Origin of the sequence: Pseudomonas sp. FP2309 (assembly GCF_030687575.1) — a bacterium.
GTDB lineage: Bacteria > Pseudomonadota > Gammaproteobacteria > Pseudomonadales > Pseudomonadaceae > Aquipseudomonas.
Genome location: NZ_CP117439.1, coordinates 2,649,800 through 2,676,097, shown reverse-complemented (window position 1 = coordinate 2,676,097; position 26,298 = coordinate 2,649,800). Strand labels below are relative to the sequence as shown.

The 26,298-nt window shown below is 62.2% G+C and carries 23 protein-coding genes; 13 read left to right on the top strand and 10 right to left on the bottom strand.

Annotated elements, in window-relative coordinates; genetic code table 11:
• Positions 1-185 precede the first annotated feature (185 nt).
• The 5 genes from PSH59_RS12190 (at position 186) to PSH59_RS12170 (ending at position 4,794) form a co-directional block, all read left to right on the top strand.
• Positions 186-1,436: a ribonucleotide-diphosphate reductase subunit beta gene (locus PSH59_RS12190; RefSeq protein ID WP_305395174.1), complete on the top strand. Its 1,251-nt coding sequence runs from the start codon at positions 186-188 to the stop codon at positions 1,434-1,436.
• Between the two features lie 76 nt (positions 1,437-1,512).
• The gene (locus PSH59_RS12185) at positions 1,513-2,001 is read left to right on the top strand and encodes a DUF1289 domain-containing protein (RefSeq protein ID WP_248083948.1); all 489 of its coding nucleotides are present in this window, start codon (positions 1,513-1,515) and stop codon (positions 1,999-2,001) included.
• A 119-nt stretch (positions 2,002-2,120) separates the two neighbouring features.
• Positions 2,121-3,047, top strand: coding sequence for a class I SAM-dependent methyltransferase (locus PSH59_RS12180; RefSeq protein ID WP_305395173.1), 927 nt, complete (start codon positions 2,121-2,123; stop codon positions 3,045-3,047).
• A gap of 148 nt (positions 3,048-3,195) precedes the next feature.
• A complete protein-coding gene (gene pcsA / locus PSH59_RS12175) occupies positions 3,196-3,915 on the top strand; it encodes a phosphatidylcholine synthase (RefSeq protein ID WP_248083950.1) in 720 nt (239 codons plus the stop codon).
• Positions 3,916-4,014: 99 nt separating this feature from the next.
• Positions 4,015-4,794: a TSUP family transporter gene (locus PSH59_RS12170; RefSeq protein ID WP_305395172.1), complete on the top strand. Its 780-nt coding sequence runs from the start codon at positions 4,015-4,017 to the stop codon at positions 4,792-4,794.
• Here the strand turns inward: PSH59_RS12170 and nudC are convergent.
• Positions 4,762-5,595, bottom strand: coding sequence for an NAD(+) diphosphatase (nudC, locus tag PSH59_RS12165; protein WP_305395171.1), 834 nt, complete (start codon positions 5,593-5,595; stop codon positions 4,762-4,764). The two genes, PSH59_RS12170 and nudC, sit on opposite strands and share 33 nt — an antisense overlap.
• A 5-nt stretch (positions 5,596-5,600) precedes the next feature.
• The gene (locus tag PSH59_RS12160; RefSeq protein ID WP_248083953.1) at positions 5,601-6,413 is read right to left on the bottom strand and encodes a crotonase/enoyl-CoA hydratase family protein; all 813 of its coding nucleotides are present in this window, start codon (positions 6,411-6,413) and stop codon (positions 5,601-5,603) included.
• Between the two features lie 161 nt (positions 6,414-6,574).
• On the opposite strand from PSH59_RS12160, the gene PSH59_RS12155 reads away from it, so the two are divergent.
• The 3 genes from PSH59_RS12155 (at position 6,575) to PSH59_RS12145 (ending at position 8,898) form a co-directional block, all read left to right on the top strand.
• On the top strand, positions 6,575-7,129 hold the full coding sequence (locus PSH59_RS12155) for a UPF0149 family protein (protein ID WP_248083954.1): 555 nt from the start codon (positions 6,575-6,577) through the stop codon (positions 7,127-7,129).
• Between the two features lie 90 nt (positions 7,130-7,219).
• Entirely contained in the window at positions 7,220-8,476 is a 1,257-nt protein-coding gene (locus PSH59_RS12150; RefSeq protein WP_248083955.1) for a 3-phosphoshikimate 1-carboxyvinyltransferase, read from the top strand.
• A gap of 32 nt (positions 8,477-8,508) precedes the next feature.
• Positions 8,509-8,898 (top strand): hypothetical protein, encoded by a 390-nt coding sequence (locus PSH59_RS12145; RefSeq protein WP_248083956.1) that lies wholly within the window; start codon positions 8,509-8,511, stop codon positions 8,896-8,898.
• Position 8,899: 1 nt separating this feature from the next.
• Here the strand turns inward: PSH59_RS12145 and PSH59_RS12140 are convergent, their stop codons facing one another.
• Positions 8,900-9,499: an NAD(P)H-dependent oxidoreductase gene (locus PSH59_RS12140; RefSeq protein ID WP_305395170.1), complete on the bottom strand. Its 600-nt coding sequence runs from the start codon at positions 9,497-9,499 to the stop codon at positions 8,900-8,902.
• 69 nt (positions 9,500-9,568) lie between these two features.
• Here PSH59_RS12140 and PSH59_RS12135 point away from each other — a divergent pair, with 69 nt between their 5' ends.
• On the top strand, positions 9,569-10,171 hold the full coding sequence (locus PSH59_RS12135) for a TetR/AcrR family transcriptional regulator (RefSeq protein WP_305395169.1): 603 nt from the start codon (positions 9,569-9,571) through the stop codon (positions 10,169-10,171).
• On the opposite strand, the gene PSH59_RS12130 is transcribed toward PSH59_RS12135, so the two are convergent.
• Both PSH59_RS12130 and PSH59_RS12125 read right to left on the bottom strand, forming a co-directional pair.
• Entirely contained in the window at positions 10,152-10,832 is a 681-nt protein-coding gene (locus PSH59_RS12130) for a GNAT family N-acetyltransferase (RefSeq protein WP_248083959.1), read from the bottom strand. The genes PSH59_RS12135 and PSH59_RS12130 overlap by 20 nt on opposite strands.
• Before the next feature lie 56 nt (positions 10,833-10,888).
• Complete coding sequence (locus tag PSH59_RS12125) at positions 10,889-11,770, bottom strand: LysR family transcriptional regulator (RefSeq protein WP_305395168.1); 882 nt, start codon at positions 11,768-11,770, stop codon at positions 10,889-10,891.
• Between the two features lie 114 nt (positions 11,771-11,884).
• Here PSH59_RS12125 and PSH59_RS12120 point away from each other — a divergent pair, with 114 nt between their 5' ends.
• From PSH59_RS12120 to PSH59_RS12110, 3 genes are all read left to right on the top strand, one after another.
• Positions 11,885-13,093, top strand: coding sequence for an MFS transporter (locus PSH59_RS12120; RefSeq protein WP_305395167.1), 1,209 nt, complete (start codon positions 11,885-11,887; stop codon positions 13,091-13,093).
• An 81-nt stretch (positions 13,094-13,174) separates the two neighbouring features.
• Entirely contained in the window at positions 13,175-14,026 is an 852-nt protein-coding gene (locus tag PSH59_RS12115; protein WP_305395166.1) for a CAP domain-containing protein, read from the top strand.
• A gap of 172 nt (positions 14,027-14,198) precedes the next feature.
• Positions 14,199-16,385 (top strand): GAF domain-containing protein, encoded by a 2,187-nt coding sequence (locus PSH59_RS12110; RefSeq protein ID WP_248083963.1) that lies wholly within the window; start codon positions 14,199-14,201, stop codon positions 16,383-16,385.
• A gap of 7 nt (positions 16,386-16,392) precedes the next feature.
• Here PSH59_RS12110 and PSH59_RS12105 read toward each other — a convergent pair whose 3' ends face one another.
• From PSH59_RS12105 to PSH59_RS12090, 4 genes are all read right to left on the bottom strand, one after another.
• Positions 16,393-17,559, bottom strand: coding sequence for a GGDEF domain-containing protein (locus PSH59_RS12105; RefSeq protein ID WP_248083964.1), 1,167 nt, complete (start codon positions 17,557-17,559; stop codon positions 16,393-16,395).
• A gap of 52 nt (positions 17,560-17,611) precedes the next feature.
• On the bottom strand, positions 17,612-19,849 hold the full coding sequence (gene glgB / locus PSH59_RS12100; RefSeq protein ID WP_248083965.1) for a 1,4-alpha-glucan branching protein GlgB: 2,238 nt from the start codon (positions 19,847-19,849) through the stop codon (positions 17,612-17,614).
• Positions 19,846-23,208 carry a maltose alpha-D-glucosyltransferase gene (treS, locus tag PSH59_RS12095; protein ID WP_305395165.1) on the bottom strand — a complete coding sequence of 1,121 codons (3,363 nt, stop codon included), beginning with the start codon at positions 23,206-23,208 and terminating at the stop codon, positions 19,846-19,848. The genes glgB and treS overlap by 4 nt, the downstream gene beginning before the upstream one ends.
• A 161-nt stretch (positions 23,209-23,369) precedes the next feature.
• Positions 23,370-25,358, bottom strand: a complete 1,989-nt coding sequence (locus tag PSH59_RS12090; protein WP_248083967.1) for an alpha-1,4-glucan--maltose-1-phosphate maltosyltransferase — start codon at positions 25,356-25,358, stop codon at positions 23,370-23,372.
• A gap of 204 nt (positions 25,359-25,562) precedes the next feature.
• Here PSH59_RS12090 and PSH59_RS12085 point away from each other — a divergent pair, with 204 nt between their 5' ends.
• The gene (locus PSH59_RS12085; RefSeq protein ID WP_305395164.1) at positions 25,563-25,739 is read left to right on the top strand and encodes a hypothetical protein; all 177 of its coding nucleotides are present in this window, start codon (positions 25,563-25,565) and stop codon (positions 25,737-25,739) included.
• Here PSH59_RS12085 and PSH59_RS12080 read toward each other — a convergent pair.
• Positions 25,717-26,211, bottom strand: coding sequence for an MgtC/SapB family protein (locus tag PSH59_RS12080; RefSeq protein ID WP_248083969.1), 495 nt, complete (start codon positions 26,209-26,211; stop codon positions 25,717-25,719). The two genes, PSH59_RS12085 and PSH59_RS12080, sit on opposite strands and share 23 nt — an antisense overlap.
• Between the last annotated feature and the right edge of the window lie 87 nt (positions 26,212-26,298).

Sequence of the window (26,298 nt, the reverse complement as noted above, 5' to 3'; positions counted from 1 at the left end):
GCGTTGACCAGTCTTGTTACACACCATATAGTGTGCCCACAAACAAAACAGACCACTACATAGTGTGCAGTATCGGTATCTACCGACCACACTCTGCGCAGTATTTCAATGCCTTGAAGCCTGCAAATTACCTATTTTTGGACGGGTTCACACACCGTCAAAACAGACCAGGAAGGAGTATTTCAATGCTGAGTTGGGATGAAGTCGACAACGAAGACACCGGTGCAGCGGTGATCAAGGGCGCCAATGCCGGCCATGCCAGCGAAGCCAACATGGATCGTCTCGACGGTGCCGGCGCCGCCGCTGCCCTGGAAGCGCGCCACGTGACTGCCAACGACTCCGCCGCCATCATCCGCGCCAAGGCCGCCCTGGACAAACTCGACGTTGCCGAAGGCCTCGCCGAACTCGAAGGCGCCTCCGCCCGTGTCGCCGTCGACGAAAAGCGCATGATCAACTGCCGCGCCGACCTCAACCAGCTCGTGCCCTTCAAGTACGACTGGGCCTGGCAGAAGTACCTCGACGGCTGCGCCAACCACTGGATGCCGCAAGAGGTCAACATGACCGCCGACATCGCCCTGTGGAAAAACCCCGAAGGCCTGACCGACGACGAACGCCGCATCGTCATGCGCAACCTGGGCTTCTTCTCCACCGCCGATTCCCTGGTCGCCAACAACCTCGTGCTGGCTGTGTACCGCCTGATCACCAACCCGGAGTGCCGCCAGTACATCCTGCGCCAGGCCTTCGAAGAAGCGATCCACACCCACGCCTACCAGTACTGCATCGAATCGCTGGCCATGGATGAAGGCGAGATCTTCAACATGTACCACGAGATCCCATCGGTGGCTAAAAAGGCCGCCTGGGGCCTCAAATACACCCGCTCGATCTCCGATCCGAAGTTCGAAACCGGCACCGTCGACACCGACAAAGAGTTGCTGCGCAACCTGGTCGCCTACTACTGCGTCCTGGAAGGCATCTTCTTCTATTGCGGCTTTACCCAGATCCTCTCCATGGGCCGCCGCAACAAAATGACCGGCGTGGCCGAACAGTTCCAATACATCCTGCGCGATGAGTCGATGCACCTGAACTTCGGTATCGACGTGATCAACCAGATCAAAATCGAAAACCCGCACTTGTGGGATGCCGAGATGAAAGAAGAAGCGACCCAGATGATTCTGCAGGGCACGCAGCTGGAGATTGAATACGCGCGCGATACCATGCCTCGCGGTGTACTCGGCATGAATGCGGCGATGATGGAGGATTATCTGAAGTTCATCGCGAATCGTCGGTTGTCGCAGATCGGGTTGAAGGAAGAGTACCCAGGGACGACTAATCCGTTCCCGTGGATGAGCGAGATTATGGACTTGAAGAAAGAGAAAAACTTCTTCGAAACCCGTGTGATCGAGTACCAGACCGGCGGAGCGCTGAGCTGGGATTGATTGACAATCCGCCTTCGCAAGCAAGCCCGCTGCCACAGGGGCTATCTGCGTTCTTTAAACGTGCGTACCTGCCTTTATGCCCAACCAAACCATCAAGACCCCCTGCATCGGCCTGTGCTCCACCGTTTACGGTGACCTTGTGTGCCGGGGGTGCAAGCGCTATCACCATGAGGTGATCCAGTGGAATGGCTACAACGCCGAGGAAAAACAGGCAGTGTGGCTGCGCCTTGAGCAGTTACTGGTGCAAGTGATGGCCAGCAAGCTGGAAGTGTTCGACCCACAGCGTCTGCGCCAGCAGTTGGAAGACCGCAAAATTCGCTTTGTGCCGCATCAGTCGCCGTATTGCTGGGCGTACCAACTGATCGCACGCGGCGCGCGGGTCATGTCCAGGCTGGATGCCTACGGGTTGGCGTTACTGCCGGAGTTTCGTGACCGCCACCTAACGGACTTGCGCGACGCGATCGATCGCGAGTTTTTCCTGTTGTCCGAGGCGCACTACGAACGGTACATCGCACCGGGATTCTTGAAGGAAGCCTTCGGACCCGCTCTGATCGCGACCTGCTAGCCAGCGCCGTTGTGGTGAGCGAGCCTGCCCCGCGCCCCTGCGGCCAAGGTGTGCGCAACCCCCCGCAAACCCCGCCAGTGTGTTTAAAATGCCGCCCGCTTAACCACCGACGCTCAACGATGACCCCAGACGCACTCGCCACCCTGCACACCCACTTGCTCACCGCCCTGGCCAGCCCACCCGCTGAAACCCGACGCCTGTTCCACGGGCGCGGTCGCTGCTGGCCGGGCCTGGAGCAACTGACGGTGGACTGGCTGCAAGGGGTGATCCTGGTGGCATTGTTCAAGGAGCCCAAAGCAGCGCAACTGGACGCGCTGAAACAGCTGCTGAGCGACATCGAATGGGCACGCTTCGGCGCGCACACCGTCGCACTGCAACACCGCTACCTGCCGCAAAGCACCACCGAGTGGCTGGTGGGCGAAGCCATCGATGAACTGATCATCACCGAAGGCGGCCTGCGCTACCTGATCGACCTGGGCAAGAAACAGAACAGCGGATTGTTCCTCGACATGCGCTACGGCCGCCACTGGGTGCGCGAGCACGCCAAGGGCCAGCATGTCCTCAACCTGTTCGCCTACACCTGCGGGTTCTCGGTGGCGGCCATCGAAGGCGGCGCCGAGCACGTGGTGAATCTGGACATGGCCCGTGGCGCCCTGAGCCGGGGTCGCGACAACCATCGTCTCAATGGCCACGACTTGAGCAAGGTCACGTTTCTGGGCCACGACCTGTTCAAATCCTGGGCCAAAGTCACCCACGGCGGCCCGTACGACCTGGTGATCATCGACCCGCCGTCATTCCAGAAAGGCAGCTTCCTGCTGACCAAAGACTACCAGCGCGTACTGCGCCGCCTGCCGGACCTGCTCACGCCACAGGGCACGGTGCTGGCGTGCATGAACGACCCGGCCTTTGGCGAAGACTTCCTGATCGACGGCGTGACCCGCGAAGCGCCGGGCCTGCGCTTTGTGGAGCGCCTGCAAAACCCACCGGAATTTCCGGATATTGACGCGCAAAGTGGCTTGAAGGCCCTGGTGTTCCGCCAGGGTTGATGCCGAAATGTCCTACGCTTGCTACGCTTAGCGATACACCGGGCGGTGAACCTTATGCGCCCCTTCCCGGTCGATACCTGCATTCCCCGGCCAGAATCGACGGCGTTACGTTGTCGGCTGCCCCGTTTCACCTTTTGGAGAACCGCCCGTGATATCGACCCTGCATGTAGCCAGAATCAAAGCCTGGGGGGCCCACGGCTTTACCGCCACCGGCGTGGTGCTGGCGTTTTTGGCCACGCTGGCGCTGCTTGAGAACTCACCCAAGGCCTGCCTGCTGTGGCTGGGCCTGGCGCTGGTGGTGGACGGCGTGGACGGTTCCCTGGCGCGACGCTTGAACGTCAGCACGGTGCTGCCCAGCTTTGACGGCTCGGTACTTGACCTGGTGATCGACTACCTCACCTACGTGTTCATTCCGGCACTGTTTATCTACCGCTATATCGATCTGCCGGAGTTCACGCACCTGTTCACGGTGTCGGTGATCCTGGTGTCGTCGCTGTTCTGCTTCTGCAACGTCAACATGAAGAGCAAAGACAACTATTTCGTCGGTTTCCCCGCCGCCTGGAACGTGGTTGCCCTGTGTGTGTACATCATCCAGCCCGAGGCGTGGGTAACGCTGCTGACCGTGATCGGCCTGGCGCTGCTGACCGTGACGCCGATGAAGTTTTTGCACCCGTTCCGCGTCAAGCGCTTTATGCCGCTCAATATCGCGGTGACCACTATCTGGTTGCTGTGCAGCTTTTTGATGGTGGTGGACTACCCCAACACCAACCCGTGGACCTTTGGGTTGTGGTCGCTGATGTCGGCGTACTTTTTGGGGATCTGCGTGTGGCGCACGGCCTTGGAGTGGCTCGACAAACGTCACGGCTGAATACAGGCCCGTGTGGAATCTGCATTCATTTGGATCTGTATGGGTGTGGCAGGTAAGATGGCGACCTTTCAGCAGTCCCGCCAATCATAAGCCCTGCCCATGCCCTTCGAACTCAGCGTTGACCTGACCACCCTCGCCATTCTCGCCGCCGTGGCGTTTATCGCCGGTTTTATCGACGCCATCGCCGGCGGTGGCGGCCTGCTCACCACCCCCGCCCTGCTCACCGCCGGCATGCCGCCGCACTTGGTGCTGGGGACCAACAAGCTCAGCTCCACCTTCGGCTCGGCCACCGCCAGCTTTACCTTCTACCGCCGCAAGCTGTTCCACCCGCGCCAGTGGGTGCACGCCATCGTCGGGACGTTGATCGGAGCACTGGCCGGCGCAGTGGTCGCCCACTACCTGCCCGCAGAGACCCTGAACAAGATGCTGCCGGTGATCGTGTTCGGCTGTGGCCTGTACCTGCTGTTCGGCGGCACGCCCAAGGCAGCGCTGGACAATGACGCACCGATCAAGAAGAAGTGGCAGTCCGCCCAGGGCTTTGGGCTGGGCTTCTACGACGGCGTGGCCGGGCCGGGCACCGGCGCGTTCTGGACGGTGAGCACGATGCTGCTGCACCCCAACGACCTGGTGAAAGCCAGCGGCGTGGCGCGCAGCATGAACTTCGTCAGCAACGCGGCGGCACTGTCGGTATTTATCTTCAATGGCTCGGTGGACTGGGTTGTCGGCCTGGCGATGGGCGTTTCGGTGATGGGTGGCGCGTTCTTTGGCGCACGCAGCGCGATCAGCGGCGGCGCCAAGTTCATTCGCCCGGTGTTCATCACCGTGGTTCTCGGGCTGACGGTGCGCCTAGCCTGGCAGCACTGGTTCAGCGTGGCCTAAGCGACGGGCCAGGTAGAGGTCGATCAGGTAACGCGCAATGGAGCGCGACGCCGGCAGCGGCGGCAGGTCATGGATGTTGAACCACTGCGCGTCTTCGATCTCGTCGGCCTGGGGCACGATATCGCCCCCGGCGTATTCGGCATGGAACCCCAGCATCATCGAATGAGGGAACGGCCAGCACTGGCTGCCCATGTACTGGATGTTCTTGACCTCCACCTGCACTTCCTCGCGCACTTCACGGATCAGGCAGTCTTCGGCCGACTCACCCGGCTCGGCAAACCCCGCCAGCGTGCTGTACACCCCTGTGACAAACCGCGGTGAACGCGCCAGCAGAATCTCGTCACCACGGGTCACCAGCACGATCATGCTCGGCGAAATCCGCGGGTAGCTGCGCAGGTCACAGGCCTGGCAGTACATGGCGCGTTCCCGAGGCACCTGGACCATGGCCTGGCCGCAACTGCCGCAAAACCGATGCTCACGTGCCCACGTGCCGATCTGCGCCGCATACCCGAGCACTTTGTACAGGGTGTGATCGCCCTGCAGCATGAAGCCGCGCAGGCCCTGCCAACTGCAGCCCTGCACGTCACTCGCCGCATTGAGTTCCAGCAGGTACACCGGTTCGCCATCGAGGTGGCCGATGCCGTGTTCGGCAAACACCGACAGGTCCTGGCGCTTGAGCCATTCCCGGGGAAACAGCGGACCATTGTCGTCATGCAAAAAGCCGTCGCGGCTGCGGGCGACGGCCCAGCCGCCGGGGGTGTCAGTGTCCAGCAGCGTTGTGGTAATCCAGCCTGGGGTCATGTCAGTCAATCCACGAATTCGGGTTTCTGCTTGCTCATGTGGGCCGCGATGGCCACACGCAGGTCGTTGGATTGCAACATAGCCGAGTTCCAGGTGGCAACGTATTCCAGGCCATCATTGATCGTATGGTCACGCATGTAGCTGATCATGGCCTTGGTGCCGGTCACGGCGATCGGTGATTTGGCGGCGATGTCATGGGCAATCTCCAGCACCCCTGCCAACAGGCTGGCAGGGTCCGGGTACAGCCGATTGACCAGGCCGATGCTGCGCGCTTCTTCGGCGCCGAACTGGCGGCCGGTGTACGCCAGCTCGCGCAGCATACCGTCGCCGATAATCCGCGGCAGGCGTTGCAGGGTGCCGACGTCGGCGGCCATGCCGATGTCGATTTCCTTGATGGAAAACAGCGCATCCTCGGCGGCGTAACGCATGTCACAGGCGCTGATCAGGTCGATGGCGCCGCCGATGCAGTAGCCCTGGATCGCCGCCAGCACCGGCTTGCGGCATTGGTCCACAGCGTTGAACGAGGCTTGCAGCTCGAGGATCTTGCGCCGCAACAAGCGTGCGTTGCGGCCCACGTCCTTGCCGAAGTCGTTGGCCACCGACGCCAGCATCATCAGGTCGATGCCCGAGGAAAAATGCTTGCCGGCGCCGCTGAGCACGACCGCGCGCACCGCATCGGTGTCTTCGACCCATTGGAAGATGTCGATGATTTCGGTCCAGAACGCGGCGTTCATCGCGTTGATTTTTTCCGGGCGGTTGATCTGCACATGGGCAACGTTGCCGGTGAGTTCGACGACGAAAGCTTGGTATTTGGACATGGCAGTGATCCCTGACTGGCGAGTGATAAGGCCCGAACTATAACAAGGGTGCACAACGGCGCATCGGCCAAAAGCGGGACTGGCAAAAAACCCTGCCAGGCGCCATCCTTGGCGCTTTAAGCCGCCCTGCCCGCGGCGTTCGACGTTTTGAAGGATATGCCATGCACACCCAACCCCTCGCCGCCGCCGAATTCGACTTTATCGACGACACGCTGCTCAAGTACGGCGATGACCATTCGGTGCTCAACCTGGCCGAGCTCGATGGTTACTTCACGGCCCTGGTGTCCAGCCCCAAACAGGTCGACGTCGCCGAATGGTTCCCCGCCATCTGGGGCGGGCAGAACCCCGAGTGGAGCAACATGGATGACGCGCAGCGGTTCCTCGAACTCTGTGTGCGCCATATGAACACCCTCGCCGCGCAACTGGCCGGTAATGCCCAGGGTTTCAAGGCATTGTTCGACGAGAAAGAGCATCAGGGCCAATCGGTGACCCTCGCCGAAGAATGGTGCTTCGGCTATATCCGTGGCGCCGCTATCGGCAACTGGCCTGAACTGTCGGCCGAACACGCGGCGAATCTGGAGAAAATCTCCTGGTGTGCCGAGCAGGACAATTTCGAATTGCCCGTGGACCTGGACGTAGCCGCCCATCAGCGGCGTGTCAGCGAGATCGAGCCGGCGGCGCGGGCGCTGCATGATTACTGGCTGAGCCAGCGCTAAACCTCGACAAGCACCGCACCTTTGGCCGATTATTCGGGTCCGCCCGTCGACCACGCCGTACCCCTTTGCCTTGATCAGGAGCCCTGTCCCTTGAGTTCGCAGAAAACCGTGACCGTTACACCGCCCACTTTCCCCCTCAATGGCAAGGTCGCGCCTCCCGGCTCCAAATCCATTACCAACCGCGCCCTGCTGCTGGCCGCGCTGGCCAAGGGCACCAGCCGCCTGAGCGGCGCGCTGAAAAGCGACGACACCCGGCACATGTCGGTCGCGTTGCGCCAGATGGGCGTGACCATCGATGAGCCGGATGACACCACCTTTGTCGTCACTGGCTCCGGCAAGCTGCACTTACCTGCCCAACCGCTGTTCCTCGGCAATGCCGGCACCGCCATGCGCTTTCTCACCGCCGCCGTGGCCACCGTCGACGGCACCGTGGTGCTCGATGGCGATGACTACATGCGCAAGCGCCCGATCGGCCCATTGTTGGCCACCCTCGGCCAGAACGGTATCCGGGTCGACAGCCCAACCGGCTGCCCACCGGTGACCGTGCACGGCGCGGGCAAGGTCCAGGCCAGGCGCTTTGAGATCGACGGCGGCTTGTCCAGCCAGTACGTTTCGGCCCTGCTGATGCTGGCAGCCTGCGGCGAGGCGCCGATAGAAGTGGCCCTGACCGGCAAGGACATTGGTGCCCGTGGCTACGTGGACCTGACCCTCGATTGCATGCGGGCCTTCGGCGCACAGGTCGAGGAGGTCGACGACACCACCTGGCGTGTGGCCGCTACCGGCTACACCGCCCATGACTACCTGATCGAACCGGACGCCTCCGCCGCCACGTACCTGTGGGCTGCTGAAGTGTTGACCGGCGGGCGCATCGACATCGGCGTGGCCGCGCAGGACTTCACCCAACCCGATGCCAAGGCCCAGGCAGTGATCGCCCAGTTCCCGAACATGCAGGCCACAGTCGTCGGCTCGCAAATGCAGGACGCCATCCCAACCCTGGCGGTGCTGGCAGCGTTCAACAACACCCCGGTGCGCTTCACCGAACTGGCCAACCTGCGGGTCAAGGAATGCGACCGCGTGCAGGCGCTGCACGATGGCCTCAATGAGATTCGCCCAGGCCTGGCCACCATCGAAGGCGATGATCTGCTGGTCGCCGCCGACCCTGGGCTGGCGGGTACGTCGTGCAACGCACTGATCGACACCCACGCCGACCACCGCATCGCCATGTGCTTTGCTCTGGCCGGTTTGAAAGTGTCGGGCATCCGCATTCAGGACCCGGACTGCGTGGCCAAGACCTATCCTGAATACTGGAAGGCCTTGGGCAGCCTTGGGGTAACGCTCAGCTACTGAGCCAACCGCACCGGTTTGGGGAGGGCCTGCACATGACAATTCGCCAACCCTGCCCACCCGGCGCCTGTGTCTGCGACCGCGAACGTCTGTTGCAAGCACCCGGCGCCGACCTGCGCATCCTGAGCCTTACGCGCCAGGAAGAAAAACGCCTGCTCGAACGCCTGGAAGACCTCAAAAGCCTGCAAGACCTGGAGCGCATGCAGCAATTGATGCACCAGCAATTGGGCATTCGCGTGCACATTGCCCCAGGCCATACCGAGGTCAAGAGCATGCGCGGGATTCAGATTGTGATCGATGAGCTACCGGGAATGTGCCGCAAGACCCGGCAATCGATCCCGGCGGCGATTCGGCGTGGCATGGAAAAACGCCCGGAGATCGCCTACCGCCTGCTGGACGCCCACGACTTGTTTCGCGACGGTTGAATCAACCGACGACCGTCTCAGCCGCAAACACCTTGCGGCCCACCGCATGGGCCGTGTTCAGATGCCCGTGCGCCGCGCCGCCTTCCGAATCCAGCAACAACTGGGACGTCACCACTTTCGCCCCGCAATAATCAAAAATGCCGTGGTCGATCTGCGTGCGCATCGCCGTGGCGTAGCCGTGGCGCTCAAACGCACTGTCATCCGCCCCGCCGAGGGCCAGCAGGTGCACCTGCAAGTGCCGCAGTTTTTTCGTCACCGGGGTATCGGGGCCATATTCGATTGCCCAGCCGTTGACGAACACGCGGTCTATCCAGCCTTTGAGCAGCCCAGGCAGTGACCACCAGTAGATGGGAAATGCCAGCACCAGCGCATCGGCCCGATCCACGCGCGCTTGTTCAGCCCGCACATCGGCCGGTGGCGCGGCGCCGTGGCGGTGTACCCGATGGTCGGCGGCGCTGTAACGCGGGTCAAATCCTTCGGCGGCGAGGTCGGCGATCTCATAAGTGTGGCCGCTTGCCTCAAGGCCAGCGGCGACTTGCGCGGCAATTGCATGGGTGAGCGATTGCGGGTCGTGATGAGCGACAACGATCAGTGCGTGCATGACATTGACTCCGTTTGAGGTTAGGCTGGGCTTAAGTTACGGATAGTAAGTTACTTTTGGTATATAAGCATGTCAAGCCCTGAATCCCCTGCCCCGCGTCGTCGTTTGTCCCGAGAAGATCGCCTGCGCCAGTTGCTCGATGTCGCCTGGCAACTGGTGCGCGAGGAAGGCACCGATGCCCTGACCCTGGGTCGCCTGGCGGAACTGGCGGGCGTGACCAAGCCGGTGGTCTACGACCATTTCGTCACCCGCGCGGGTTTGCTGGCGGCGTTGTACGAGGATTTCGACGGGCGTCAGAATCAGGTGTTCAGCGACGCCATCGAAGCCAGCGCCGCGACACTGGATGAGCGCGCCTGGGTGATCGCCGCGTCGTACGTCGATTGCGTGTTACTGCAGGGACGGGAAATACCGGGGGTGACGGCCGCGCTGAGCGGTTCGCCGGAATTGGAAAGCCTCAAGCGCAAATACGAGGCGATCTTCCTCGATAAATGCCGCGACGCGCTGGCGCCCTTCGCGCCCACGGGCACGGTGTCTCAAGCCGGCTTGCGCGCCATGCTCGGCGCCGCGGAAGCCCTGTCCCACGCGGCGGCCAACGGCGAGCTCAGTCGTGAAGAGGCGCAGCAGGAGTTGCTGGCCACCATTCTGGGGATGGTTAATCGCGGCCGCCGCTGACGAACAGCTGGACCTTGCGCGCCAACTGATCCAGGTGCCGATCGCGTTGCTTCTCTGCATCGACCATGGCGCGCTTGCCGTGTTTTTGCAGCAGGTAGGTGTGAATCTGCCGGACTTCCAGGGAGCTGTAGATCGCGGCCACATCCAGCACGCCCATCAGGCCATCGGTGCCGTAGTCGCGGGTGTTCATCAGCACTTGGGTGCCGCGTGCGCCGCGCACTTTAAAGCCCATGGCCTCGAACGCGCGGACCTTTTCCACGGAGCAGGCCAGCTCGGCATGGGGATAGCGCGCCAACACGTCCTGCAACATGGCCCGTGCCACACCCCGGCGACGCGAGGCCGCCTGCACCGCCATGAACGCGATGCCGCACGCCTCGGGATCGTCCTTGACCGGCAAGCACAACACAAAGCCGAGGACCTTCCCGGCATCCTGCGCATCGGTGGCGACAATCAGTTCGACCGCGATGCCTTTCTCGCCATTGAGCGCTTCCAGGTACAGGTGCACCTCAAAGCCAATCGCGTACTGGTAGATGTTGTAGAGCAGGTTGCTCGGCGGCAGCGCCACGCTGCTGATGTCGGTGAGGTTGTCCACCACCAACTGCAGGATCTGGCCATTGATCGGCTCGGGGCACGGCGTGGTGTAGCGGGTAAGGCTGAACATGCAAATTCCTGGGGTTTTGCGTCAAGGCAGCGGCGATTGTACCTGTTGCGCGTGAGTTATTGCCCGCAGACCTCACGCAGGCACCCGCGCAGCCAGCGGTGGGCCAGATCCGCATCCAACCGCGGGTGCCAGAGCATCGCCACACTGAAGCTCGGCAAGCTCAGTGGCAGGGTAAAGCAGAACAGATCGCGGCGGTTGGCGGTGTAACGTTCGGGCACGCAGGCGATCAGGTCGGTGTCGCGGGCCAGGGCGATGGCAGTGGAGAAACCGCTGACGATACTGCCGATGCGGCGGGCCAGGCCGTGGGCCTCGAGCGCGTCATCAATCTGACCACGGTCTTGCCCGCGCCGGGAAACGTAGACGTGCTGGCCCTCGGCAAAGCGTTGGGCGCTGATCTCGCCACGGCTCAAGGGATGGCCTTCGCGTACCACGCCCACCAAGCGGTCGCGAAACAGTGCCTGGGTCAGGACTTCGGGGCTGGCGTCGGGGTCGACCACACCGGTTTCCAGGTCCACGCGTCCGTCACGTAGCAGCGCGCTGTCCTTGTCGGTCTTGTTGATGAAACGCAAACGCACACCGGGAGCCTCGCGGGCGATGCGCGCCAGCAACGCGGGGCCGATGAGCTCAACGAACTCCTCACTGGCGCGCAGGGTGAAGGTGCGTTCCACCTGCGCCATGTCCAGCGATTGCGCCGGGCGCAATACGGCCTGAGCCTCCTGCACCAGACGGCTGACCTGTTCGCGCAGCGCCATCGCCCTCGGCGTAGCCACCAGGCCGCGACCGGCACGCACCAGCAGCGGGTCGCCGGTGGTTTCGCGCAGGCGCGCCAGGGCACGGCTCATGGCCGAAGCACTCAGGCCCAAACGCCTGGCCGCGCCGGCGACGCTGCCTTCGGCGAGCAGCACGTCCAGCGTGAGCAACAAATTAAGATCGGGCATGTGTATTCCTCAGCAGGCGTTATATGCAGGTATTAAGTGCAACCCGTGCGTCTTCCGCCATGGTAGGCGACACCGTAGATTTGTGACAGGTACGTTCACTCAAGGAATCGCCCCATGCCCTTCTCCTCACGCGGTAGCCTCGCCAGCCTGTCGTTGTCCATGTTGCTGGCATCCCTGGGCACCAGCATCGCCAATGTCGGCCTGCCAAGCCTGGCGCTGGCATTCGACACGTCTTTTCAGGCGGTGCAGTGGGTGGTGCTCAGTTATTTGCTGGCGATCACTGCGGTCATCGTCAGTGCAGGCCGACTGGGTGATCGCCTGGGGCGCCGTCGGCTGTTGCTGGGCGGGTTGCTGCTGTTCGCGCTGGCAAGCGGCGTGTGCGCAATGGCGCCATCCCTCACTGCACTGATCGCCGCTCGGGCGCTGCAAGGCCTCGGCGCCGCGAGCATGATGGCCATGGCCCTGGGCATGGTCGGCGATACCGTCACCCGGGAACGCACCGGCCGGGTGATGGGCTTGCTCGGCACGATGTCGGCCGTCGGCACCGCCATGGGGCCCAGCCTGGGCGGCGTGCTGCTCAGCCTGTGGGGGTGGCGCGCGCTGTTTGCGGTGGGTATGCCGCTGGGGCTGTTGGTGTTTGCGCTGGCCTGGCGGTACTTGCCCGCCGATCAACCGCGCACGCCGCTCGTGTCAGGCTTCTGGACTCCCCTGCGCGACGTTTCACTGCGCGTAGGCCTGACCATGAGCGCCTTGGTCGCCGCCGTGATCATGGCCACGTTCGTCGTCGGGCCGTTTTACCTCTCACGCGGCCTGGGCCTGGCCCCTGAATGGATGGGCCTGGTCATGGCCGTCGGCCCCTGCGTCGCGGCCGCCACCGGCGTACCGGCAGGCCGCCTCACCGACCGCCTCGGCAGCCGGCGCATGACCCGCACGGGGCTGGGCGTGTTGCTGTGTGGCGCCCTGCTGCTGGCGCTGACGTCAGGGTTGGTGGCCTACGTGATTGCGCTGGTCGTCCTGACAACCGGTTACAGCCTGTTCCAGGCCGCCAACAATACGGCGGTGATGAGTGACGTGCCGGCGCCGCGCCGGGGAACAGTCTCGGGGCTGTTGAACTTGTCACGCAACCTCGGCCTGATCGGCGGTGCCTCGGCCTTGGGCGCAGTGTTCGCCTGGGCCACGCCCGGTGTCACCCACGCCAGCGCGCAATCGGTCACGTTTGGCCTGCACGCCACGTTTGCCGTGGCGGGAGGGTTGATCCTGGTGACCACGGCGATGGCATGGGGCCACAACGTTGCTGTAAACGACACCTGCAGGCCCCGTTGAGGTAAAAAAACAAAAAAGGCGTTGCACCGGACCGGGTTACATCGCGCATCATGGGCACTTTCAAGTTCAAGGGTAACGTCCATGCGCGTTCTGTCATTGATGATGGGTCTCACGACGCTGGCCGCCAGTACGGTGTTCTGCGCCAGCGCGATGGCGAATGAAGAAAGTCAGCTAGTCCAACAGATCAACGAATACCGCAGCCAGGTGCAACGCTGCGGTGACCAGGGTTCCCAGGAACTGCCGCCGCTGGCCAGCGACACACGGCTGGTGCTGCCGGCCAGTAACGTCGGCGATTTGCAGCAGGCCCTGGCGCGGGCGGCCTACCCGATGGTGAATGTACAGGCCATCAGCCTGTCGGGGCCCAAGGACGCCCAGGCCGCCATGAAGGCCGTGCGTGAAAGTTTCTGCCGGGTGGTGCTGGACCCGCAATTCGTCGACATCGGCGTAAGCAACAGCGGCCAGGACTGGCGCATCGTGCTGGCGCGTCCGCTGCTGTCCAGCGGACTGGGCGACTGGCAGACCGAAGGCAGGAAAGTGCTCGACCTGATCAATACCGCCCGCGCTCAACCGCGTCAGTGCGGTACCCAGGCGTTTACGGCGACCACACCGTTGTCGTGGAACGATAGCCTGGCCGATGCCGCCAACAGCCACACGCGCAACATGGCCAACGGTAATTTCTTCGACCACCTCGACCATGACGGCCGCACCCCCGGCGACCGTGCGGAGCTGGCGGGGTACATCGCGAAGAACATCGGTGAAAACATCGCCGCCGGCCTGGATACCCCGCGCAGGGTGGTCGATGGCTGGCTCGCCAGCCCCGGCCATTGCGCCAACCTCATGAACCCGCTATTTCGCGAGTTGGGCGCCGCCTATGCGATGGACCCAAAGAGTGACGCCGGGATCTACTGGACGGGCTTGTTCGGCACGCAATGAGGGTGAGACAAGGGCTAAAACCTTCTAGATATCCTTTAGTTAAACGAATAGAGCATCAAATTGCCATCTAGCGGATAATCGCGCTGAACTGGCAGTGTTCGGGCAGGTCTGTAGCTCTGCGCCAGGGCATTTCCGGCGCATTGCAGACTCTGGTAAACAAGGTGTTTTCCCAATGATGAATTGGCTGCAAAGCAGCAGCGATATGGCTGAGCGGGTGCGTCAGCATGATTGGGCCAGTACGCCCCTGGGGCCACTGGAACAGTGGCCGGATGTTCTCAAGACCACCGTAGCGCTGTGTTTCGCTTCAAGTTTCCCGAAGGCAATCATTTGGGGGCCCAATCTGATAACGCTGTACAACGACGCGTTTATCCCGATCCTGGGCGATAAGCCCTACGCCCTTGGCCGCCCATTCAGTGAAGTGTGGAGCGAGGTGTGGGACGACATCAGCCCCATTTGCGACGCTGCCTTCCAGGGCCACGCGACCTATATCGAAAATTTCCCGCTGGTCATCGAGCGGGGCCATGCGCCGGAGCAGGCCTACTTCACTTTCTGCTACAGCCCGATCCGCGACCCTCAGGGCCGCGTGGTGGGCATGCTGGATACCGTGACCGAAACCACCGCCACGGTGTTTCTCACCCGCCGTCTGGCAGTGCTGGACACCATCAGCAACGCCGTGGCCAACGCCGCCGATGCCGAAGCGATCATGACCAGCACCACCCGATTGCTGGCCGAGCACCTGCAGGTGAGCAATTGCGCCTACGCCGACATGGACGCCGATGAAGACGGTTTCACTATTCGCGACAATTGGACGGCGCCCGGCTCACCGAGCATCATCGGCCGCTACCGCCTGGCGGACTTCGGTGCGATGGCCGTCGACTACTTGCGCGCCGGCGAGCCCTTGGTGATCAACGATAACCTGCTCGAATTGCCGCCGGCGGAATCCGCCAACTTCCAGGCCCTGGGCGTCACCGCAACCCTGTGCATGCCTCTGATCAAAAACGGCCGACTGACCGCATTGATGGCCGTGCACGACAAAACAGCGCGATCCTGGTCACCCTACGACCTGGCCTTGCTGCGCGAAGTCACCGAACGTTCCTGGGCGCATATCGAACGGGTACGCGCCGATGCCGACGTGCGTAAAGGCCTCGCAGCCTATGCCGAGCTCAACACCACCCTCGAGCAGCGGGTAGAAGAGCGCACGCTCGCACTGGCCCAGGCCGAAGCGGCGCTGCGCCAGTCGCAAAAACTCGAAGCCATTGGCCAACTGACCGGCGGCGTGGCCCATGACTTCAACAACCTGCTCACGATCATTCGCTCATCGGTGGATTTCCTGCGCCAACCCGGCCTCTCGGAAGAACGCCGTCAACGGTATATGAGCGCGGTGTCCGACACCGTCGAGCGGGCCAGTAAACTCACCAGTCAATTGCTCGCGTTTGCCCGTCGCCAACCGCTCAACCCGGAAGTCTTCGACGTGGGCCAGCGCGTGCAGAACATCGGCGAGATGCTCGAAAGTGTCACCGGCGCGCGTATTCATGTACAGGTCCACCTGCCGCCACATGCTTGCTTTGCACGTGTCGACTCCAGCCAGTTCGAAACCGCGCTGATCAACATCGCGCTCAATGCGCGGGACGCAATGGGCGGCCAGGGCACGCTGACACTGCGAGTGGCCGGCCAACAGCCGCTGCCCAGCATCCGCGGCGACGCAGGCTCCCGCCAGCCGCACATCGCGGTCTCGCTGGCCGATACCGGGCAGGGCATTGCAGCGGACACCGTTGAACGCATCTTCGAACCGTTCTTCACCACAAAAGCCGTGGGCAAAGGCACCGGCCTGGGTCTGTCGCAAGTGTTCGGGTTCGCCAAGCAGTCCGGCGGTAACATCGACGTGACCAGCACACCCGGGCAAGGCAGCGTGTTCACCTTGTACCTGCCGCAAGTCGAAGCTCAATCCTCGCTGCCGCAGAGCCCCCAGGACACCCCTCTTACAACTCCGGACACCACGCAGTGCCACGTACTGATCGTGGAGGACAACCTGGAAGTCGGGCGTTTTGCCAGCCAGATCCTCCAAGACCTGGGCTACCAGACCACCTGGGCGACGGACGCCGAGCAGGCGCTGACCCTTGCAGGCCAGGATGCCATGGCCTTTGATGTGATTTTCTCGGACGTGGTGATGCCCGGCATCACCGGCGTGGCGATGGCCAAACTGCTGCGCCAGCGACGGCCGGATTTACCGGTGGTGCTCACCTCGGGCTACAGCGATGAGTTGGCCGACAGTGGTTACGAAGGGTTCGAATTTCTGGCCAAGCCCTACTCTGCCGAGCAGGTCTCGCGCGTGTTGATCAAGGCCATGCTCAAGGACTGAGCCTGCCCTACTCTGCCAGCGCCACCTGATTGCGACCCTGGGCCTTGGCTCGATAAAGCGCCTTGTCAGCCGTGTTCATCAACCCGTGCAAGTCCTGATCCTGCGCATAGGCGAACGCCACACCTAAGCTGGCGCTAAGGCCATGCACCGGATCGCACGCCAGGTTGGAGATGGCCTTGACCAACTGCTCAGCGATTTCCCGCGCGGCTTCCAGCGAGGTGTCCGGCAGCAGCACCGCAAACTCCTCTCCACCCAAGCGACCGTAGACATCGGCCTTGCGAAACGACGCGTTGATCACTCCGCCAATCTGGCGCAATACCTGATCGCCAGCCTGATGGCCGTAGGTGTCGTTGATCTGCTTGAAATGATCCATGTCCAGCATCAAGGCGCACAGGGGTTGCTGATGATGCCGGCATTGCGCGTACAGCAGGTGGGCACGCTCGAAAAACGCCCGTCGATTCATCAAACCGGTCAGTTCATCGGTTTGTGCGGCCAGGTTGGAAATGTGGTGGGCGCGCTCCATTTGCCGGGTCAGGCGAAAGGCCTTTTCCAGGGCATCGGACAATTTACGGGTGGCGCTGACCACGAACGTGCTGAACACCAACACCGCAATCGCCACGCCTAGCTGCATTGCTGACGGCTGAAACAGCAGCCACACCGTGCACGGCAGCAACACCAGGCCGATGGACGCCAGCGTCATGTAGCGATAGGCCGAATAACACGACACCGCACTCACCGACATGCCCACGGTGAACAAGATCACCAGCACCTGGGACAAACGATCATCCGGCGGCATCAGCGCCAGCGCACCCGCGCCCCAGATCCCTGCGGAGAGCGTCAGGGTCCACCAATAACGGCGCTCCCAGCGGGAGGGGGTACGCTCACTGTTGGGGCAGCGGAACCAGTCCATGAACATCTTGACCCGCAACAGCGCCGACAGGCCCAGCAGCGCCAGCCAGGCCACCATGACTGAATGGTCAAAGCGATCCCAGCACAGCCAGCACAGCATCGCGGCCGCCAGATAACTGCCGAAAATGGCGGTAAATGACTGCCGAAACAGCTGGTGCAGACGGTCAGTCCGCACCTGCTCTTCTATGGAGCAATCCTCGTCCTGCTTACGCCCAAGGCCATTCATGAAATTCGCCTGATTCAACTGTCGCGACAAGGGCGCCATTGTGGCACCCGGCCAGCACCGCGGACAACAGAATCCAGCAAGATAGAGCCGTTTACAGCGTTTCCGGTCGCAAAATCAGCACTCCCAACGGCGGCAGATTCAGGGACAGCGACACCGGCTGCCCGTGGCGTGGCTCCTCGTGGGTAAACACGTCGCCACCGTTGCCGAAATTGGATCCAGCGTAGGTGTCCGCGTCGCTGTTGATCACCTCGCTCCAACGCCCGGCAAACGGCACACCCACGGCGTAGGCTTCACGGGGCACCGGGGTGAAGTTGGCGACCACCAACACGGGCTTGCCGTCCTTGCTCCAGCGCAGCCAGGCATAGACGCTGTTGATCGCGTCATCACCGATCAGCCACTGGAAACCTTGGGGTGCGTCGTCCTGGTCATGCAGGGCCGGCTCTGTGCGGTACAGCCGGTTCAAGTCCCCTACCAGTTTTTGCACACCTTTATGTTCGGCGTACTGCAGCAGGTACCAATCCAACTGCTGATCGTGGTTCCACTCCCGCCATTGGCCGAACTCGCAGCCCATAAACAGCAGCTTCTTGCCGGGATGCATCCACATGAAGGTCAGGTAAGCACGCAGGTTGGCGAATTTCTGCCAACGGTCGCCGGGCATCTTGTCGATCAACGAATGCTTGCCGTGCACCACCTCATCGTGGGAGATCGGCAGGATAAAACGTTCGGACCAGGCATATACCAGGCCAAAGCTCAGCTCGTTGTGATGATGCGCGCGGTACACTGGGTCTTGCTGGATGTAATGCAGGGAATCGTGCATCCAGCCCATGTTCCATTTGTAATTGAAGCCCAGGCCACCCTGTTGGGTGGGCTGGCTCACGCCTGGCCAGGCAGTGGACTCCTCAGCGATCACCAGCGCGCCGGGGGCTTCCAGAGCCACCACGTCGTTCAAGTGACGCAGGAAGTCAATCGCTTCCAGATTCTCGCGACCACCGTGGCGGTTCGGCACCCATTCGCCGGCCTTGCGTGAATAGTCTCGGTAGAGCATCGACGCCACGGCGTCCACGCGCAGACCGTCGATGTGGAAATGCTTGAGCCAGTGCAGCGCCGAGGCCAGCATGAAACCGTGCACTTCGGTGCGACCCAGGTTGTAGATCAGCGTGTCCCAATCCTGGTGGAAGCCTTCGAGCGGGTTGGCGTATTCGTACAACGCGGTGCCGTCAAATTGCGCGAGACCGTGGGTATCGGTAGGGAAATGCGCTGGCACCCAGTCGAGGATCACGCCGATATCGGCCTTGTGCAGGGCATTGACGAAGTAGGCGAAATCCTCCGGCGAACCGAACCGCGCGCTCGGCGCGAACTGCGACAGCGCCTGGTAGCCCCATGAGCCGCCAAACGGGTGTTCCATGATCGGCATCAGCTCGATATGGGTAAACCCCAACTGCTGCACGTAAGGCACCAGCCGCTCCGCCAGTTCACGCCAGCCATATTGGCGGGCGACTTCACCGGCTTCGTCCAACTCGCATTGCCAGGAGCCGACGTGCAGCTCGTAGATCGACAGCGGCGCACTGGTTTTATGCTTCTCGGTGCGCGATTGCATCCACTCGTGGTCTTGCCACTCAACCTGTAACGGCGGCGCGACTTTGGAGGCGGTGTCGGGCGGCAGTTGCGTCGCCAGCGCCATCGGGTCGGCCTTGAGCGGCAGGATCCCATTGGCGCCAAGGATTTCGTACTTGTAGGCCGCACCCGGCTGCAGGCGCGGGATAAAAATCTCCCATACACCCGAAGGATGACGCAGGCGCATCGGGTGGCGGCGGCCGTCCCAGATGTTGAAGTCGCCCACCACCGATACGCGCCGTGCATTCGGTGCCCACACCGCAAAGCGCACACCCTGCACGCCGTCGACGCTTGTCACTTGGGCGCCCAGGCAACTGCCGAGGTCGCGGTGATTGCCTTCGGCAAACAGGTACAGGTCCATTTCCCCGAGCAGCAACTGGCTGAAACTGTAGGGGTCTTCGGTGATTTGCTCACCGCCGGCCCACTGGATTTTCAATAGATACGGCTGGCGCGTGCCGAAGTGACCGACAAACAGCCCAGGCACCTGGGTCGCGTCGAGGCTGCCGAGGGTCTCGCCGCCCTCGCGGCTGAGTACCTGGACGCTCAGCGCTTCGGGCAGGAACGCGCGAATAAATTGCCCGCCCTGCTCATCATCGTGCGGCCCCAGGATAGAAAATGGATCGTGGTGCTCGGCGCGCACCAGTGCTTCGACGTCTTTGGACGCCGGCATTGCAGTCAACTTTGGCTGCAGCGGTTCTTTATGCGTGTAATTCATGACGTCTCCCCACCGCGTGCAGTGTTCGATTTAGGTGCTTGCTTGATCGGTACAGCCCCGCTCAACAGGCCATGCAGGCCCTGCAAAGGCACCGGCAACCAGGTCGGGCGGTTTTCCGCTTCGTAAGCCACTTCGTACGCGGCCTTCTCCAAACTGAACAACGTCAGCGCGGCCTCCTGGCCATTGGCATCTTGCCAGTCATGCGCCAGTGTAGACGTAGCCGCCTGATAAGCCTGGATAAATGCCAGGCGTGCTTCTTTCAAGTAGCGATCGGTCACGCGTTTGCGCGCCAGGTCCGCTTCGGGCGAGTGATCCACACCCTGCACATTCAGGGCCATGGCGGCGGCGTAATCGAACGAACGCAGCACGCCACTCACATCTTTATAAGGGCTGTGCTTGCCGCGACGTTCGTGCAGCGGCCGGGCCGGCTCGCCTTCGAAGTCGATCAGGTAAGCATCGCCCTTGACCACCAACACCTGGCCCAAGTGCAAATCGCCATGTACTCGAATACGCAACCCGCCCAACGTGGCTTTGGCCAAGGTCTGGACATGGGCGGCGACGGCTTTTTTCTGCGCTAACAATTCACTGACCAATGCCTGGTCCGCCGGGTTCAATTGGTGTTGATGCAGCTTGAGCAAGTGCAGCGCGCGCTCGATCTGCGCGCCGACATCCTTGGCCCAGGTCTGGGTGTCTTTGGCAGTGGTGACCTCGGGTTTGAAGTCCTTGTCAGTAGTTTGTCCGCCCAGCACGAGGTGCATTTCACCCAGGCGCTGGCCGAGCAAACCGGCGAAATCCTCCAGTTCACCGAGGGCGTTGTAGTGCTGCTCTTGCTCGGAAATAGCCTGGGCCAACTCGTCGCGAATCGCCCGTTCCAGGTTGTTCTGGGTCCAGCTCCAGGCATCACCCTGGTTGCTCAGGTAACCCTGGGCAATCATCAGCAGGTTGTCCTGACCGTCGGCGTCGCGGCGGATCATCGAGCCCATCAGCGGCGAGATATTCGGGTATTCGGCGGCAGTGAGGTAGGCGCTCATCTCCAGCTCGGGGTGCACACCCGCGCTGACTTTGCGAATCAGCTTGAGCACCAGGCTTTCACCCACCACCACCGAGCTGTTGGACTGCTCGGCCGACAGGTAGCGCACCTGCGCCTCATCGCCCAGCTGCAGCTTGGACAGGTGCGGCGGGGCCTCAAAGTGCAGGTCGCCGTCACTGGTGCTCAGTACGGTGCCAGCTTGCAGCCCCTGGATGACCGCGCGGATGAAGTGTTCGAGGCTGAAGGCGTCGGTGACCAGCCCTACCTGGCGGGTACGCCGCACACGCGCCAGGGCCAATTGCTGGGGCAAGGCGCTGGTGAACTGATCTTCGCCAAGAAAACCGAACGGCAACTGGTAACGACTGACCTGGCCGCCTGCGCTCACCTCCAGCTCGCTGAGCAATACCGGGTGCTGCGGGTCGCCAAACCGTACGCCATAAACAATGCGCACGCTGTCGATAGCCGTGTCCTTGCCGGCAAACCAGCGCCGCTTGGGCAGCCAGGCTGGCAACGTCGCTTGTTCGAGGGTGCGGCGGGAGGGTTCGTCGAGTAGCTCTTCCATACGTTTTTTCAAGACCAGGGTGGTGAAGTCGGGCATGCTCTGCGCCGGTTCCACATGCCAGCTCGGCATCTGGTTTTCCGCCGCCAATACAAACCAATAGAAGCCATACGGTGCCAGGGTCAGCAGGAAATTCAGCTGGCCGATAGGCGGGAAAGCGTTTCCGCCGAGCATCTCCACCGGCACCATGCCGGCAAACGCCGACAAGTCCAGTTCGGCGGCCTGGGCGCTGCGCGACACGTTGGCCACGCACAAAATGATTTCCGTACGCCCATACTCGCCGGTGTACTCGCGGGTGTAGGCCAGAATGCGCCGGTTGGCCGGCGACAGCATCTTCAAGCTGCCCCGTCCAAACGCCTTGGACTGCTTGCGCACCGCGAGCATGCGCCGGTTCCAGTTAAGCAAGGAGTGCGGGTCCTGGGTCTGGGTCTCGACGTTGACCGACTGGTAACCGTACAACGGGTCCATGATCGGCGGCAGCACCAGGCTGGCCGGGTCGGCGCGGGAGAACCCGCCGTTGCGGTCGATCGACCACTGCATCGGTGTGCGCACACCGTCGCGGTCGCCCAGGTAAATATTGTCGCCCATGCCGATTTCGTCGCCGTAATACAACGTTGGCGTGCCCGGCATCGACAGCAGCAGGCTGTTAAGCAGCTCCACGCGGCGGCGATCACGCTCCATCAACGGTGCCAAGCGTCGGCGAATCCCCAGGTTAATGCGGGCGCGGCGGTCAGCGGCGTAGTAGTTCCAGAGATAGTCGCGCTCTTTGTCGGTGACCATTTCCAGGGTCAGTTCATCGTGGTTGCGCAGGAAGATCGCCCATTGGCAGTTGGCGGGGATCTCCGGGGTCTGGCGCAGGATGTCGGTAATCGGGAAGCGGTCTTCCTGGGCCAGCGCCATGTACATGCGCGGCATCAGGGGAAAATGGAAGGCCATATGGCATTCATCGCCGTCATCGCCCTTTTTGTCACCGAAATACAACTGCGTGTCTTCCGGCCACTGGTTGGCTTCGGCCAACAGCATGCGGTCGGGGTAGTTGGCATCGATCTCGGCGCGGATCTGCTTGAGCACGTCGTGGGTTTCGGCGAGGTTCTCGTTGTTCGTGCCGTCACGCTCGATCAAGTACGGGATGGCGTCCAGACGCAGGCCGTCGATGCCCATGTCGAGCCAGTAGCGCATCACCGACAACACCGCTTTCATCACCTGCGGATTGTCGAAATTGAGGTCGGGCTGGTGTGAATAAAAACGGTGCCAGAAGTATTGACCGGCGACCGGGTCCCAGGTCCAGTTGGACTTCTCGGTGTCGAGGAAGATGATCCGCGTGCCGTCGTATTTCTGGTCGTCATCGGACCACACGTAGAAGTCGCGCGCCGCCGAACCCGGCTTGGCCTTGCGCGCACGCTGAAACCAGGGGTGCTGGTCGGAAGTGTGGTTAATGACCAGTTCGGTGATCACCCGCAACCCGCGCTTGTGAGCCTCGGCGATAAACCGCTTGGCATCGGCCAGGGTCCCGTAGTCACTGTGCACGCCCCGGTATTCGGCGATGTCGTACCCGTCATCACGCCGTGGCGAAGGGTAGAACGGCAGCAGCCAGATGGTATTGACGCCAAGGTCGGCGATGTAATCGAGTTTGGCGATCAGCCCGGGAAAGTCACCGATACCGTCGTTATTGGCGTCGAAATAGGATTTGACGTGAACCTGGTAAATCACCGCGTCCTTGTACCAGAGCGGGTCTTTGATAAAGGTGGCAGCCTTGGGTTTCTTGGCCATTGGAAACTCCTGGAAAATAAACGGCGGTGTCATGCAGGCGGGTGGAGTGCGCCAGCGTGTGCGGCAAGCCGGCTTGTGTGGCCGGCTTGCCGCACACGCCCATCAACACCAAGGCACACTCACCACAAAGGCACATTCACCACAAAAGAACATGCGCACCTTCAGGACGTGCTGATCCGCCACACCCCGAACGGCATCTGCGGTTCCAGTCGTGTCCATTGGGTTTTGCCGTACCACGTCCAGCGATGGCCGTTCATCAAGTCTTCACCCTGAGTCTGGGCGTCATCCGGCAAGCCCAACTCCCACAGCGGCAGCTCAAAGTGCGCTTCCTGAGCGTTGAACGGGTCGAGGTTGACCGCCACCAGAATAAAGTTGCTGCCATCCTCGCTGCGCTTGCCGAAGTACAGGATGTTGTCGTTCCAGGCGTTGTAAAGCTTCAGGCCCAAGTGCGTCTGCAAGGCCGGGTTCTGGCGGCGTATGCGGTTGAGCTGGGCGATTTCGGCAATGATGTTGCCGGGGGCGGTGAAGTCTCGAGGGCGGATTTCGTATTTTTCCGAGTCCAGGTATTCCTCTTTGCCCGGCACCGGCGCCGCTTCGCACAACTCGAACCCCGAATACATCCCCCACAGGCCCGAGCCCAGGGTCGCCAGTGCGGCGCGGATCAAAAACCCGGGCCGGCCGGACTCATGCAGGAAACCTGGGTTGATGTCGGGCGTATTGACGAAGAAGTTCGGCCGGTAGCATTCGCGCCATGGCGACTGGTTCAACTGCGCCAGGTACTCGCTAAGCTCAGCCTTGGTATTGCGCCAGGTGAAATAGGTGTAGCTCTGCGAATAGCCGACCTTGCCCAGGCGCGCCATCATCGCCGGGGTGGTGAACGCTTCGGCGAGGAAAATCACCTCGGGGTGCTTGGCGCGCACATCGCTGATCAGCCATTGCCAGAACGGCAGTGGCTTGGTGTGGGGGTTGTCGACGCGAAAGGTCTTCACGCCCTCTTCCACCCAGCCCACCACGACGTCACGCAGTTCGGTCCACAAGCTGGGGATCGCATCCGCCGCGTAGAAATCGACGTTGACGATGTCCTGGTACTTCTTCGGTGGGTTTTCCGCGTATTTGATCGTGCCGTCCGGGCGCCAGTTGAACCAGCCGGGGTGCTGTTTGAGCCAGGGGTGGTCCTGGGAGCACTGGATGGCGAAATCCAGAGCAATTTCCAGGCCGTGGTCGGCGGCGGCCTTGACCAGGCGGCGGAAGTCATCGCGGCTGCCCAGTTGCGGGTGAATCGCCTCATGGCCACCCTCCTCGCTGCCGATGGCATAGGGGCTGCCGGGGTCATCGGGGCCGGCCGTCAACGAATTGTTCTTGCCCTTGCGATGGCTGCGGCCGATCGGGTGAATGGGCGGGAAGTACAGCACGTCAAAGCCCATGTCATGGATCATCGGCAAGCGCGCGTGCACATCGTTGAAGGTGCCGTGGCGGGCCGGGTCGTCGGTGATCGAGCGCGGAAACAGCTCGTACCAGCTGGCAAATTGCGCGGCCTCACGTTCAACGTCGATCGGGTACACGGGGCTCACGCTCAAATAGGCGCGGTGGTCGGCCTGGGTCATCAGGTGTGCACTGTCTTCGTGCAGGAACAGCGCAACCTGCTCGGTTTCCAGCAGGCCGGAGAGCTCGTGGTGCAACAGCATCAGGCGGTCGCGCAGTTCGTTGTCGCTGCGCTCGGCGGCCTGCAACACCAGGCTGCGGCCTTCCTGCAGCTCCAGGCTTACCGGCACACCCGCCTCGTGCTTCTTGCGCAGCTCATAGCAAAAGCTGGCGAAGGTATCGATCCACGCTTCGATGCAGTACTCGTGGGGCCCCATGGCGGCGACGGTAAACGCGCCTTCCCAGCCATTGTTGCCCACATCGCTCATCACCACGCTGTGCCAGCTTTCGTCCTGGCGCGCGCGCCAGCGGATCAGCACCGCGAGCTTGTCATGGCCGTCGGCGAAGACCTTGCTGGTGACGTTGAGGCGTTGGCCGACCACGGCCTTGACGGCAAATTCGCCGCCGTCGATCACCGGCATGGTGCTTTCGATCGCGATCCTGGGCAGCAACAGCGCCTGGGACAGCGGCAATAAGGAATCTTCTGGAACCAGTGTTTCAGCAGTCATCGAGCATCTTCCCCTTACGCCCTGTGGACGCTCTTTGCTTGATTCGAATTCTGATACGGCGAGACTCTCCCTGAGCAGGGCCGTAAAAGGTCCGAGCCTGCACAGCGGTCAAAAGTTCAGGTGGATGTGGCGCCATTGAGCGGGAATCAAATTGCGCGGGCGATTGTCCACCGATAGAGCAAAGCACAAAGGAGGCCACACCGAATGAATATCCCGATCCCGGCTGAAACCCCTGATCCGAATATCGACAACCCGACACTGCCGCCCACCGACCCCGAGCCGATCCCGGAGCAAGAACCGCCGGAAAACCCGCCGCCACCGGTGCAGGAGCCACCGACCACGATGCCGCCGGTGATCGTCAGTCCTTGTCCAACCGCTTGACGATACTCGGCATCACGCTGAACACCGCCAGCGCCAACAAGGTGCTGAGCACCGCAGTTGATTCACGCCCCAGCCCCGCCGCCACGCCGATGGCGGCGGTCATCCACAGGCCGGCAGCGGTGGTCAGGCCCTTGACGTGCTGGCCGTCATCCTCCTCCTTGCCTTTGAGAATGGTGCCGGCACCGAGGAAACCAATCCCCGCAATCACCCCCTGTACCACCCGGCTCATGGCGTCCGCCTGATTACCGGACATCTGCGGCACCATCACAAACAACGCGGCGCCCATGGCCACCAGCATATGAGTGCGCACGCCCGCCGCCTTGCCCTTATGCTCGCGCTCGAAGCCGAGGATGCCGCCGAGAATCGCGGCGATCACCAGCCGCACGGTGATCTGGGTCAGTTGCCGGGCATCGCCGATATCGGCGAACTCGGCTTGCAGGGTTTGCCACGCTTCATGCCACCAGGCGTCCATGGTCTGTTTCCTTGGTTGAGGGTGATAAAGCATGGACAGCGGCGACCGCCAGTCAGTTGCCTGGAACGCCTTGCGCTGCGCAGGGAC

Bases quoted from the DNA above. Each gene is read 5' to 3' on its own strand.
- PSH59_RS12190 (WP_305395174.1), top strand. From the start codon at position 186: ATGCTGAGTTGGGATGAAGTCGACAACGAAGACACCGGTGCAGCGGTG.
- PSH59_RS12185 (WP_248083948.1), top strand. From the start codon at position 1,513: ATGCCCAACCAAACCATCAAGACCCCCTGCATCGGCCTGTGCTCCACC.
- PSH59_RS12180 (WP_305395173.1), top strand. From the start codon at position 2,121: ATGACCCCAGACGCACTCGCCACCCTGCACACCCACTTGCTCACCGCC.
- PSH59_RS12170 (WP_305395172.1), top strand. From the start codon at position 4,015: ATGCCCTTCGAACTCAGCGTTGACCTGACCACCCTCGCCATTCTCGCC.
- nudC (WP_305395171.1), bottom strand. From the start codon at position 5,595: ATGACCCCAGGCTGGATTACCACAACGCTGCTGGACACTGACACCCCC.
- PSH59_RS12160 (WP_248083953.1), bottom strand. From the start codon at position 6,413: ATGTCCAAATACCAAGCTTTCGTCGTCGAACTCACCGGCAACGTTGCC.
- PSH59_RS12155 (WP_248083954.1), top strand. From the start codon at position 6,575: ATGCACACCCAACCCCTCGCCGCCGCCGAATTCGACTTTATCGACGAC.
- PSH59_RS12145 (WP_248083956.1), top strand. From the start codon at position 8,509: ATGACAATTCGCCAACCCTGCCCACCCGGCGCCTGTGTCTGCGACCGC.
- PSH59_RS12140 (WP_305395170.1), bottom strand. From the start codon at position 9,499: ATGCACGCACTGATCGTTGTCGCTCATCACGACCCGCAATCGCTCACC.
- PSH59_RS12135 (WP_305395169.1), top strand. From the start codon at position 9,569: ATGTCAAGCCCTGAATCCCCTGCCCCGCGTCGTCGTTTGTCCCGAGAA.
- PSH59_RS12130 (WP_248083959.1), bottom strand. From the start codon at position 10,832: ATGTTCAGCCTTACCCGCTACACCACGCCGTGCCCCGAGCCGATCAAT.
- PSH59_RS12125 (WP_305395168.1), bottom strand. From the start codon at position 11,770: ATGCCCGATCTTAATTTGTTGCTCACGCTGGACGTGCTGCTCGCCGAA.
- PSH59_RS12120 (WP_305395167.1), top strand. From the start codon at position 11,885: ATGCCCTTCTCCTCACGCGGTAGCCTCGCCAGCCTGTCGTTGTCCATG.
- PSH59_RS12115 (WP_305395166.1), top strand. From the start codon at position 13,175: ATGCGCGTTCTGTCATTGATGATGGGTCTCACGACGCTGGCCGCCAGT.
- PSH59_RS12110 (WP_248083963.1), top strand. From the start codon at position 14,199: ATGATGAATTGGCTGCAAAGCAGCAGCGATATGGCTGAGCGGGTGCGT.
- PSH59_RS12105 (WP_248083964.1), bottom strand. From the start codon at position 17,559: ATGGCGCCCTTGTCGCGACAGTTGAATCAGGCGAATTTCATGAATGGC.
- glgB (WP_248083965.1), bottom strand. From the start codon at position 19,849: ATGAATTACACGCATAAAGAACCGCTGCAGCCAAAGTTGACTGCAATG.
- treS (WP_305395165.1), bottom strand. From the start codon at position 23,208: ATGGCCAAGAAACCCAAGGCTGCCACCTTTATCAAAGACCCGCTCTGG.
- PSH59_RS12090 (WP_248083967.1), bottom strand. From the start codon at position 25,358: ATGACTGCTGAAACACTGGTTCCAGAAGATTCCTTATTGCCGCTGTCC.
- PSH59_RS12085 (WP_305395164.1), top strand. From the start codon at position 25,563: ATGAATATCCCGATCCCGGCTGAAACCCCTGATCCGAATATCGACAAC.
- PSH59_RS12080 (WP_248083969.1), bottom strand. From the start codon at position 26,211: ATGGACGCCTGGTGGCATGAAGCGTGGCAAACCCTGCAAGCCGAGTTC.